The organism is Nocardia elegans NBRC 108235, assembly GCF_001612845.1.
GTDB classification, from domain to species: Bacteria; Actinomycetota; Actinomycetes; order Mycobacteriales; family Mycobacteriaceae; genus Nocardia; species Nocardia nova.
Genome location: NZ_BDBF01000048.1, coordinates 1 through 11432 on the forward strand (window position 1 = coordinate 1; position 11432 = coordinate 11432).

The 11432-nt window shown below is 69.2% G+C and carries 9 protein-coding genes; 5 read left to right on the forward strand and 4 right to left on the reverse strand.

Translation table 11 applies throughout. The features are described 5' to 3' along the window. The coding region (locus NE2_RS27755; protein ID WP_174553989.1) for a TetR family transcriptional regulator C-terminal domain-containing protein at positions 1-278 on the forward strand (278 nt) is incomplete at its 5' end. A 66-nt stretch (positions 279-344) separates the two neighbouring features. Here the strand turns inward: NE2_RS27755 and NE2_RS27760 are convergent. Further along, a complete protein-coding gene (locus NE2_RS27760; RefSeq protein WP_233429892.1) occupies positions 345-2066 on the reverse strand; it encodes a DEAD/DEAH box helicase in 1722 nt (573 codons plus the stop codon). Between the two features lie 251 nt (positions 2067-2317). On the opposite strand from NE2_RS27760, the gene NE2_RS27765 reads away from it, so the two are divergent. Further along, complete coding sequence (locus NE2_RS27765) at positions 2318-3457, forward strand: YihY/virulence factor BrkB family protein (protein ID WP_084494381.1); 1140 nt, start codon at positions 2318-2320, stop codon at positions 3455-3457. Positions 3458-3532: 75 nt separating this feature from the next. Here NE2_RS27765 and NE2_RS27770 read toward each other — a convergent pair whose 3' ends face one another. Then, positions 3533-4564 carry a CE1 family esterase gene (locus tag NE2_RS27770; protein WP_063030841.1) on the reverse strand — a complete coding sequence of 344 codons (1032 nt, stop codon included), beginning with the start codon at positions 4562-4564 and terminating at the stop codon, positions 3533-3535. A 123-nt stretch (positions 4565-4687) separates the two neighbouring features. After that, positions 4688-4921 (reverse strand): DUF3039 domain-containing protein, encoded by a 234-nt coding sequence (locus tag NE2_RS27775; RefSeq protein ID WP_030517239.1) that lies wholly within the window; start codon positions 4919-4921, stop codon positions 4688-4690. A gap of 337 nt (positions 4922-5258) precedes the next feature. On the opposite strand from NE2_RS27775, the gene NE2_RS37310 reads away from it, so the two are divergent. The 3 genes from NE2_RS37310 to NE2_RS27790 all read left to right on the forward strand — a co-directional run bounded on the left by NE2_RS37310 (position 5259) and on the right by NE2_RS27790 (position 8360). Continuing rightward, complete coding sequence (locus tag NE2_RS37310; RefSeq protein WP_063030893.1) at positions 5259-5615, forward strand: DUF3099 domain-containing protein; 357 nt, start codon at positions 5259-5261, stop codon at positions 5613-5615. Positions 5616-5681: 66 nt separating this feature from the next. Next, positions 5682-7268, forward strand: coding sequence for a DUF7782 domain-containing protein (locus tag NE2_RS27785; RefSeq protein WP_084494376.1), 1587 nt, complete (start codon positions 5682-5684; stop codon positions 7266-7268). Between the two features lie 123 nt (positions 7269-7391). Then, the gene (locus NE2_RS27790) at positions 7392-8360 is read left to right on the forward strand and encodes a sigma-70 family RNA polymerase sigma factor (protein WP_030517242.1); all 969 of its coding nucleotides are present in this window, start codon (positions 7392-7394) and stop codon (positions 8358-8360) included. Between the two features lie 209 nt (positions 8361-8569). Here the strand turns inward: NE2_RS27790 and ppc are convergent, their stop codons facing one another. After that, entirely contained in the window at positions 8570-11356 is a 2787-nt protein-coding gene (gene ppc, locus NE2_RS27795; RefSeq protein WP_084494377.1) for a phosphoenolpyruvate carboxylase, read from the reverse strand. Positions 11357-11432: the final 76 nt, after the last annotated feature.

The following is an 11432-nucleotide window of genomic DNA, read 5'->3' on the forward strand; positions in this document are numbered from 1 at the left end:
GCAATACGGCGGGCCCGCGCCACGGCGCCGTCCGCGATCTGCTCGCCGAACGCCGTCGCCACACCACCGAAGCGGTGCGACAGCGCCTCGAGCGCGGCATCCGCGACGGGGATCTGCCGGCCGACACCGACATCGACGGTCTCGCCGATTTCTACACCGCCGTGCTGTTCGGACTGTCGGTGCAGGCCGGTGACGGCGTGGACCTGCACCGGCTCGGCCGGACCATCGACCGAGCGCTGCAGGCCTGGCCGGAATCGGCCCCCGCCGAACAGCGCTGAAGCACCGGGTCCGGTTCCCGAAAATGCTGCGGGCCAGGGCTTTTCGCCACCCCGTCGCTGCTGCGACTACATGCGCCGCAGTGCCGCGATGCGCTGGGACAGCTGATCGGCGGTCGCCAGCGCTGTCGGCGGCCCGCCGCATTCGCGCCGGAGCTCGCCGTGGATCACCCCGTGTGGCTTACCGGTGCGGTGATGATGCATGGCGACCAGCGAGTTGAGTTCGCGCCGCAACTCCCCCAGCCGATCGGCGGTCGCGACGCGTTCGGCCGCGGCCGCCGCGGACGGGCCGGCATCGGGCGCCTCGGCCACCGAGACAGCGGCGCTGCGTTCGCGGATCTGGCGGGTCTGGCGGTCTCGCAGCAGGGCGCGCATCTGATCGGCGTCCAGCAGGCCCGGAATGCCGAGGTAGTCGGCCTCCTCGTCGCTACCGGAGAACGTCGCGGTACCGAACGAGTCGCCGTCGTAGATCACCTGATCCAGTTCGGCATCGGCCGCCAGCGCGACGAAGGCGCGTTCCTCCTCGCCCGGTTCGTCCTTCTGCTTATTGGCGTCGATCAGCAGTTCGTCGTCGAGGGCGTTCTTCTCCCGATGCGGTTTGCCGATGACGTGGTCGCGTTGCACCTCGAGCTGGGCGGCCAGATCGAGCAGCACCGGCACCGACGGCAGGAAGACGCTCGCGGTCTCCCCGGTCCGGCGCGCACGCACGAAACGGCCGATCGCCTGGGCGAAATACAGCGGGGTCGAGGCGCTGGTGGCGTAGACGCCGACGGCTAGGCGCGGCACGTCCACACCTTCGGACACCATGCGCACCGCGACCATCCACGGGTCGGTGTTGTTGCTGAATTCCCCGATCCGCTGGGAGGAGGCGGGGTCGTCGGAGAGGACCACCGCCGGTTTGCTGCCCGAAATATGTTCCAGCAGTTCGGCGTAATCGCGGGCCTTCTCCTGATCGGTCGCGATCACCAGACCGCCCGCGTCGGGCATGCCGGTGGCGCGCAGCTGCCGCAGCCGGGTGTCGGCGGCGGTCAGCACCTTCGACATCCAGTCGCCGGCCGGATCGAGGGCCGTGCGCCAGGCACGCGCGGTCTGTTCGGCGCTCAACGGCTCGCCCAGCCGGGCGGAGTACTCCTCCCCCGCGCTGTCGCGCCACTGCGCCTCACCGGAATAGGCGAGGAAGACCACCGGCCGGACCACGCCGTCGGCCAGGGCCTCGGAATAGCCGTAGGTGTAGTCGGCACTCGACCGCGGAAATCCGGATTCGTCCGGTTCGTAGTTGACGAACGGAATCTGCGAATCGTCACTACGGAAGGGAGTACCGGTGAGCGCCAGGCGGCGGGTGGCGTCGCCGAACGCCTCGGCCACCGCATCACCCCAGCTCTTGGCGTCACCCGCGTGGTGGATCTCGTCGAGAATCACCAGCGTCCGGCGATTCTCGGTCCGCACCCGATGCTTGAACGGATGCGAGGCGACCTGGGCGTAGGTGACCACGACGCCGTGGAAATCGCCGGAGGTGCCTCCGGTGCTGTTGGAGAAGTTCGAATCCAGCTGGATGCCGATCCGCGCCGCCGCCGCCGACCACTGGTGCTTGAGATGTTCGGTCGGCGCGACCACGGTGACCTGGTCGACGGTGCGGTCGGTGAGCAGTTCGGTCGCCAGCCGCAGCGCGAACGTGGTCTTACCCGCCCCGGGCGTGGCCACGGCCAGGAAGTCACGTGGTTTGGTCGTCAGATATCTGGTGAGTGCTCTGCGCTGCCATGCTCGTAACGAACCGCCACCACCCGAAGTCACTCGACAGAGAGTAGCGACCGGCACCGACACCTAGCCAATTCGACACCACCTCATCTGCCACGAATCCGGCGGCGGCCCGGCTCACCTCGCAGATCACCGCGGGCCTGTGCGGCAGAACACTTACGACACGTTCACCTCCTGTTGCTGCCGTCGGGCCACCGGTGGGCAATGCTGTACTCACGATGTGTTCCGACCGACCGGCCTCGATCTCCGGCGCGGCGCGCTCCTGGCAGCGGCTGCGCGGCCGAGTCATGGCCGCGTTCCGGCGCGTCTGGCAGGTGATCGCGCGGGTCGCCGACAAGGCGTGGAGCGATTCGATCTTCGCCAAATCGGCCGCCGCCGCGTTCTGGCAGACCCTGTCGCTGGCGCCGCTGCTGCTCGGACTGCTGGGCAGTATCGGTTACGTCGGCGGCCTGTTCGGCCCCGACACCGTGCATATCGTCGAGGGCAAGATCGTCAGCTTCAGCCGCAATCTTTTCAGCGCCAACGTCGTCGACGAGATGATCGCGCCGACCGTGCGCGACGTACTGCAGCGCGGCCGCGGGGCGGTGGTCTCGGTGGGATTCGTGTTGTCGCTGTGGGCCGGGTCCTCGGCCATGGCGACCTTCGTCGATTCCATCGTCGCCGCACACGGGCAGGCCGATGCCCGCCATCCGGTCTGGCAGCGCATCTTCGCGCTCGGGTTGTATCTGCTGTTCCTGGTGGCGGCCGTGTTCGTGCTGCCGCTGGTGGCGTTGGGCCCGACCCTGATCGGCCGCACGCTGCCGCCGGACTGGCGCGAACCCGGATTACGCCTGATCGACACCTTCTACTATCCGGCGGCCGGACTGCTGCTCATCGTCGGCCTGACCACGTTGTACAAGCTGGCCCTGCACCGGTCGCTGCCGTGGCACCGGCTCTTCGGGGGAGCCCTGGTGGCCGGCATCTTCTTCATGGCGGCCAGCGACATCCTGCGCCGCTACCTGACCTACGCGGCGCGCGCCGGCGTCAGTTACGGGGCCCTCGCGACGCCGATCGCCTTCCTGCTCTTCACGTTCTTCCTGGCCTTCGCGGTGATCCTGGGCGCGGAATTCAACGCCACCGTGCAGGAGTTCTGGCCGGCCCGCGCGACCCGGTTCGAACAGTTCAAACAGTGGTGGGCCCGGCGCAAGCACCGGCACGACGGACACCACGACGAGAACGAGACCGTGCGCGGCGACGTCGAGCCACCCGCCGATCTGCCGTGGACGCAGCCCGATGCCCCGGGAACCGCGAAGCCGCAACACGCGCAGCATTCGGAGGGCCCGCCGCAGACCGGGCAGTCCGACGACCCCGCCGGTGGTTCCGCCCACCGCGCCGACACCCGCCCACCGACCGTCCTCGATCACGGCCGGATCCGCCCCGCCGGATAACCGCGCCGGAGACGATCGAGCCCTCGACGGATGTCGGCAGCCGGCGCGCTCGCTGGGTGCCGTTGGGCGCGTCGCCTACTTCCCGGCGCCGGGCAACGGGTGGTCGCGGAAGAAGTCCCAGATGATCCGGTTCGCGCTGATCGCCGTCGTGGTGCGGCCGACCAGCGGTTCCGCCGAGATCACCGACGCGGTGCCCGGCCACGTGTGCCCGCCGCCGAGTACCGCGTACAACTGCACGGCCGTCTGCTCCGGGCACGGATAGGTGTAGCGCACGACGTCGGGGGTGACCTGCTGCCGGTCCGGTTGTGTTCCGCATCCTTCGCGCCGCGCCCACGCCGCCGCCTGATCGGGGATGCTCGCCGGTCCGGGTCCGTCGACACCGCTCGGCCGCGTATCGCCGCGCTGAGCCGACCCGGTTCCGTCGGCCGAGGGCAGATATTTCGCATTGGGCCCGACCCCGCCGGTGTAGGCGACGATCGGATCCTCGGTGCCGTGGAAGGCGACCACCGGGACGGCCCGAACCGGATCGCACCACGCGAAGTCCTGCAGTCCGGCCACCGGCGCCACCGCGGCGATCCGGTCCGCGAGCTGACATGCCAGCGACGAGGTGGTGAAGGCCCCCATCGACAGCCCGGTCACATAGACGCGGCGTTCGTCCACGCACCGGGTGGTCTCGACGTGGGTCAGCAATTCGGACAGGTAGGCGATATCGGCGCTGTGCTCACCGAAATCCCATCGCGGCACACCGGATTCGTCCAGCTGCGGCGTGACCGTCGCGAATCCGTTCGCCATGCCGAAGGAACCCAGGCCGGTGCCGACGTACTCGAGTGCGGCCGGTTCCAGATAGCCGTGCAGATCGACGATCAGCGGCAGCGGTGCGGCGGCGGCGGGGACGTCGAGAATGTAGGTCCCGGATTTCCCGGCCGCCGCGAAACTCTCGTTCGAGGTGCCAGTGGGATGCGGCGCCGAACATCCCGGCGACGGCTGCGCCGCGACGTTCGCCGGTTCGCCGGCCTGGGCGGTGGCGGTCGAGAAGGCGGTAACCGTCACGAGTGCCGCCGCGAGGCAGGAGACGGTGCGCAACCATCGGGACGTCGCGATTTTCATGTAGTGCCCACCTCGCGGAAAACATCGTTCTCGTCAGAGAGAACAATGATCACACAAAGCGGGACGGGCGCGGGCGCAGACGGACGAGACAGCTGCAAGCGGCCGCTCGGTCGCTGCTGCGGCTCAGTCCTTCTTCATCATTTCGTAGATGCGCTTGCAGTCCGGGCAGACCGGCGAGCCGGGCTTCGCCGAGCGCGTCACCGGGAACACTTCGCCGCACAGCGCCACCACATGGGTACCCATGACGGCACTCTCGGCGATCTTGTCCTTCTTCACGTAGTGGAAGAATTTCGGAGTATCGCTGTCGGTCGTCTCGTCGGTGGTCGTATCCGGACGAACCAGGGTGTCGGTGCTCACCCCATCGATTCTGCCATCGCCGCGCGAGGGTGGTGAGCGGGTGTCGCCAACCTCATCGAATACCCCGCGGCCCGGCGGTGCTCGCGCGGCCGAAGGCGCGTGTGCATTCGATCATGCGGAGTGGAAGACTCGACGTATGCAGCGTGACGGCGACTCCTCCGACCTACCGCCCGAGTCCCGGACGTCGGGCCCGGGACGGGTCGGTTCGGAGCGCGAGGACGCACGCGCGGCCGAGCCCAGCGGCTCCGCGAACGCCGCCGAGGGCCCGGAGGTTTCGGTGCCGGCGGACGATCCGCGGCCATCGGGCGCGACGTTCGAGCGCCGGCCTCCCGGTTCGATCCCCCGGCCCACCCGCGCCTCGACGGGATATTTCCCCGGGGAGGACAAGCATCCGGTGTTGATCACCGAGGCCGCGCCCTCCCTGGAGCAGCAGCACCGCGCCCGCGTCAAGCGCTACATGATCCTGATGGGCTTCCGCATTCCCTGCCTGGTCCTGGCGGCGGCGGCCTACGGCCTGTGGAGCAACGCGCTGATCTCCCTGGCCATCATCGGCGTCTCCATCCCGCTTCCCTGGATCGCCGTCCTCATCGCGAACGACCGGCCGCCGCGCAGCAAGGACGAGCCCAGCCGCTGGGACGAGCGCCGGGCGTCGAAAGCGCTCGAATCGGGACAGCATCGGTCCATCGACGGCTGAACGACGCGGGCGACCTGCCCGGACCCGGCGAGTACGGCACCCCGTACCAGGTGGCAGAGTTCTCGTGTGCCTGCCGACCGGACCACCGCCTCCCTGCTCACCGCCCTCGCACCCGCGCTGCGCACCGCGCTGACCCGGGTCCGCTACGACGCCGACACCGTGCTCGAGGCCATCGGCGCCGACGCCCACACCGCTCTGGGGCGATCCGAACCGGTGCCGGTGCGCCGGGCCGCGCGCGAGGCCGGTGAACTCGGCACGCTGATCCGGCTGCTGCTGCTCGGTGACGCCCTGCCCGAACGGGAGGTGGCCGCGGCCTTCGCACCGCTCGACCTCGACCGAGCCGTCGCCGCCGGTCTGCTCGAGCGCGACGGTGATTCGATCCGCGCCGCCCTGGACCTGCGCCCACTGGACCTGGGATCGGGCACCCGCTGGGTGCTGTCGGATCTCGACGACTCGATGCGGCGCCGCACACTCAGCGCCGACCACGTCCTGGGCGTGGGACAGGCGTCGCTGTCGCTGCTGCGCGCCACACCGACCGAACCCGTCGGATCGGTCCTGGATCTCGGCACCGGCTGCGGTGTGCAGGCGGTGCACGCCGCGGGCTATGCGAAGACGGTGACCGGCACCGATGTCAGCAGCCGGGCGCTGTGGCTGGCCGAGGCGACCGCCGCGCTCAACGACCTGGAGATCGAATTCGCCGAAGGCTCGTGGTTCGAGCCGGTGGCCGGGCGCCGCTTCGATCAGGTGGTGGCCAATCCTCCGTTCGTGGTCGGGCCGGCCCGGATCGAGCACACCTACCGCGATTCGGGGCTGGCCCTGGACGGCGCCAGCGAACTGGTCGTCTGCCAGGCGCCCGGCCTGCTGAATCCGGGTGGTACCGCGGCGATGCTCGCCTCCTGGGTGCACGCCGACGGTGTCGACTGGCGGACCCGGGTGGCGAGCTGGCTGCCCGACCACGGGGTCGACGCCTGGATCGTGCAGCGCGATGTGGCCGATCCGGCGCTGTATGTCGGCACGTGGCTGCGCGATGCCGGCCTCGATCCGCGCGATCCCGAGGCCCAGCAGCGGGCCGAACAGTGGCTGGACGCCTTCGATGCGGCGAAGGTGGAGGGTATCGGTTTCGGCTTCGTCTATCTGCGCGCGATCGACGGGCCCACCGAAGTGCTCGCCGAGGATCTCACCCATGGCTTCGACGACCCGCTCGGCGCGGAGGCGCCGGCCTACTTCCGCCGCTCGGCGTGGCTGCGCACGGTCCTGGCGGACAACGATGTCGCCTGGCGTTCGCGATTCACCGTCGACGCCGCGACGGCGCTCGAACGCGTCCTGCTGCCGGGCGCCGAGGGCTGGCAGGAGCGCGTGGTCCGGCTGCATCGCGGTGACGGTCCCCGCTGGCAGCACGAGATCGACGACACTCTGGCGGCGCTGCTCGCGGGAATGCGGCCCGGCGGACTGCCGTTGGAAGAACTGGTCGAATTGCTCGCGATCGGCCACACCGGCGACACCGCCACACCGCAATTCCGAGCCGAGGCGTTGTCGGCGGTCACCGGACTGGTCCGGCACGGACTGATCACACCGGAAGAACTCGACGCGACCGCAAGCGACGCCGGGCGCGCGCCCGCGTCCTCCCCCCTGTTCCCGGAGTTCCCTTCTTAAGAACTTCTCAGACGGAGGATGCGAAAGCCGCAGCTCAGCACGGTTTATCGGCGCCAAGGCGGGGAACTTTCCCAGTGTCGGGTCCGTTGTTCGGAGTGAGACACCACCGACAGGAGGCAAGTCATGACAAGCCCCGCCACCACTGGAGTGCGCGCCATCGATTCGGACCTCGACGCCCAGAGCCCCGCAGCCGACCTGGTACGTGTGTACCTGAACGGGATCGGTAAGACCGCGCTGCTCACGGCCGCCGACGAGGTCGAATTGGCCAAGCGCATCGAGGCGGGCCTCTATGCCCAACACCTGTTGGAGACCGGCAAGCGGCTCTCGGCGACCCGCAAGCGGGATCTGGCGATCCTGGTCCGCGACGGCCAGGCCGCCCGTCAGCATCTGCTGGAGGCCAACCTCCGCCTGGTCGTATCGCTGGCCAAGCGCTACACCGGCCGCGGCATGCCGCTGCTGGACCTGATCCAGGAAGGCAACCTGGGACTGATCCGCGCGATGGAGAAGTTCGACTACGCCAAGGGTTTCAAGTTCTCCACCTACGCCACCTGGTGGATCCGTCAGGCCATCACCCGCGGTATGGCCGATCAGAGCCGTACCATACGCCTCCCCGTGCATCTGGTGGAGCAGGTCAACAAGCTGGCCCGGATCAAGCGGGAGCTGCATCAGCAGCTCGGCCGCGAGGCCAGTGACGAGGAGCTGTCGGCCGAGTCGGGTATTCCGGTGGAGAAGATCGCCGATCTGCTCGACCACAGCCGCGACCCGGTGAGCCTGGACATGCCGGTCGGCAACGACGAGGAAGCCCCGCTGGGCGACTTCATCGAGGATTCGGAGGCGACCTCCGCGGAGAGCGCCGTCATCGCCGGGCTCATGCACCGCGACGTGCGCAGTGTGCTGGCCACCCTGGACGAGCGCGAACAGCAGGTCATCCGGCTGCGCTTCGGCCTCGACGACGGCCAGCCGCGCACCCTCGACCAGATCGGCAAACTGTTCGGTCTCTCGCGTGAGCGCGTGCGCCAGATCGAGCGCGAAGTCATGGCCAAGCTCCGCAAGGGTGAGCGGGCGGACCGCCTGCGCGCCTACGCCAGCTAGGTCACACAGACGCTGGGCCGCCCGGAATCCGGCCCAGCACCATTCCGGTGACCGGATAGCGTGGTCACCTCCGCTGCGCCGGCCGACGCCGGTGTGCCCTTCCCCCCTCCGGGGCACATCCGTCGGCCGGCGTGCTGTATCGATCCGCCCTGACTCTCTGTGCGAATCTCTCTGTGCGAATCCCCTTGCAGCCGCGCCGAATTGGCCAATTATCCCGAATTGCGCAGGGCGGTGGCCAGGCCGTTCATGGTGAGCAGGATGCCCCGCTCGACCAATTCCGATTCGTCCCCGGCGCGCCTGCGCCGCAGCAGATCCACCTGCATCTGGTTCAGCGGTTCCAGATACGGGAAGCGATTGCGAATGGATTCGGCCAGCGCGGGATTGTCCGAGAGCAACTGATCGCTGCCGGTGATCGCCGCGTGCACCTGCACGGTGCGGTCGAACTCGTCGCGGATCATGCCGAAGATGGTGGTGCGCAACGTCGCATCCTCGACCAGTTCGGCGTAGCTGGCGGCGATATCCATATCCGCCTTGGCCATCACCTGCGCCAGATTGGACATCACGGTGCGGAAGAACGGCCACCGCCGATACAGATCGCGCAGGGTATCCCAGCGCTCGGAATCCGTACCGGCCCACTCCTGGATGGCGCTGCCGGTGCCGTACCAGCCCGGCAGCATCACCCGGGACTGGCTCCACGCCATCACCCAGGGAATGGCCCGCAGGTCCGACACCGAATTGGTGGGTTTGCGCGAGGCCGGCCGGCTGCCGAGATTGAGGTCGGCGACCTCCGCGATGGGCGTGGAAGCCCGGAAGTAGTCGACGAAGCCGGGCGTCCGGTGCACCAGCCGCGCATATCCCTCGCGCGCCGCGTCCGCGAGTTCCTCGAAGACTTCGTAGGCCGCCTCGGCGCCGGACCCCAACCCCTCGACATCCAGCAGTGACGATTCCAGCGTGCCGGCGACCAGCGATTCCAGATTGCGGTGGGCCGAACCGGATTCGGCGTACTTGGTGGAGATCACCTCACCCTGTTCGGTCAGGCGCAGCGAACCACGCACCGCGCCCGCCGGCTGGGCGAGGATCGCGTCGTAGCTGCGGCCGCCGCCGCGACCGACAGTCCCGCCACGGCCGTGGAACAGCCGCAACCGGATTCCGGTCTTGCGCGCGGTTTCCACCAGATCGAGTTCGGCGCGGTACAACGCCCAGTTCGCCGCCAGATATCCGCCGTCCTTGTTGGAGTCGGAATATCCGAGCATCACCTCCTGTGCCATCGCGCGGGCGGCGACCAGCCGGCGGTACGCCGGAACCTCCAGTGCCGCGGCCAAAGTCGCCGCGCCACCGCGCAGATCGTCGATCGTCTCGAACAGCGGAACCACCCCGACCGGGGAGTGGGGTGGGGTCTGTTCGTCGCCGGGGTCGAGAATTCCCGCCTCTTTCAACAGCAGCGCCGCCTCGAGCATGTCGCTGACCGAGGTGCACATACTGATGATGTAGTTGGGCACGGTATCGGGCCCCAGCGCGTCGATCGCGGCGCGGGCCGCGCGAACCACACCCAGTTCCTTGGTGGCGAGTTCGCTGAGCCGGGCGTGCGGGCCCAGCAGCGGGCGGCGCGTACTCAATTCGTCTGCCAGCAGCTCGACACGCTCCGGTTCGGAGAGGCTGCCGTAATCCGGGTGCACCCCCGACCACGCCAGCAGTTCGGCCACGACCTGCTCGTGCACCTCCGAGTTCTGGCGCATGTCCAAGCCCTGCAGGTGGAACCCGAACGTCTCCACCGCGCCGCGCAGCGCGGCCAAGCGGTCGTCGGCCAGCAGGCCGTCACCGGATGCGCGCATGGAGGCGTCGATGATGTTCAGCTCGTCCAGCAGCCGCGCCGGACCCTCGTACGGAGCGACGCGGGCGAGCTGCTCACCCGGCAGTTCGAGCACCGAGGGGAATTCGGCCGCCGAGCCGAGGGCGCGCTGCGCGGTCGCGGCCACCCGAAGCCGGATGCCGCGAATCGCGCGACGATACGGTTCGTCGGCACGCTGCGGTGAATCGTCACCCGCGGCATCGGCCAGCCGGGCCAGCTCCGGGGTGATCGCGACCAGCCGGATCGACTGCGACAGCGACTTCTCCAGCGCGACAAGCTCTTTCAGATAGTGGCCGAAGATCACCGTGGCGGCCCGGCGGGTGGCGCGTTCCACCACCTCGCCGGTCACGTTCGGGTTGCCGTCGCGGTCGCCGCCGATCCAGGAACCGGGCCGCAGGATCGGCCGGGCGAGCAAATCGTATCCGGGCCACCGCGCCCGCAGCGCCTCGCGCACCTCGGCGTTGATGCGCGGAATCACCTCGAGCAGGGTGAGGTCGTAGTAGCGCAATCCGACCTCGATCTCGTCGGAGATCCGCAACCGCGCGAGGCGGATCAGCGCGGTGCGCCACAGGGTGAGGATCTGGCGGCGGATGTCGTGGTCGATCGCGGCGTACTCGGGTTCGTCCTCGCGATAGCGCGCCCGCCGCCGCATCAGTTCGGTGATGCGGGCCTGGACGTCGAAGACGGTACGGCGCCGCGTTTCGGTGGGATGAGCGGTGATCACCGGCGAGACCAGCGCGTCGTCGAGTACCTCCGCGGCGACCGCGCCGTCGACGCGGGCGTGGTCGAGAGCCCGATAGGTCGCGGCCAGGCTGGATTCCTGCGGTGGCTCGCCGGCGGCGACGTGGACCGCGCGGCGGCGGTCGCGCTGCAGGTCCTCGGCGAGATTGGCCAGCAGCAGAAAATGGCTGAACGCCCGGATCAGCGGGATCGCCACCCGCAACTCGGTATCGCGCAGCATCTCCGCGACCGCGCTGCGTTCCACTTCCGACCGCCGCACCCGGAAGGCCTCGACCCGCACCCGTTCGACGAGGTCGAACACCTCGGGGCCTTCGTGGTCGTGAATGGTCTCGCCCAGGATCGCGCCGAGAAACCGGATATCGTCCCGCAGGGGCGCCGTAGCGCTCTCGATCTGATCTTCGCGCATACGGCCAGTATCGACCATGTCGCCCGACCGGCCGCGGTGGCGCTGGTCACGGCGGTATGGCGGACCGGGCACGCGA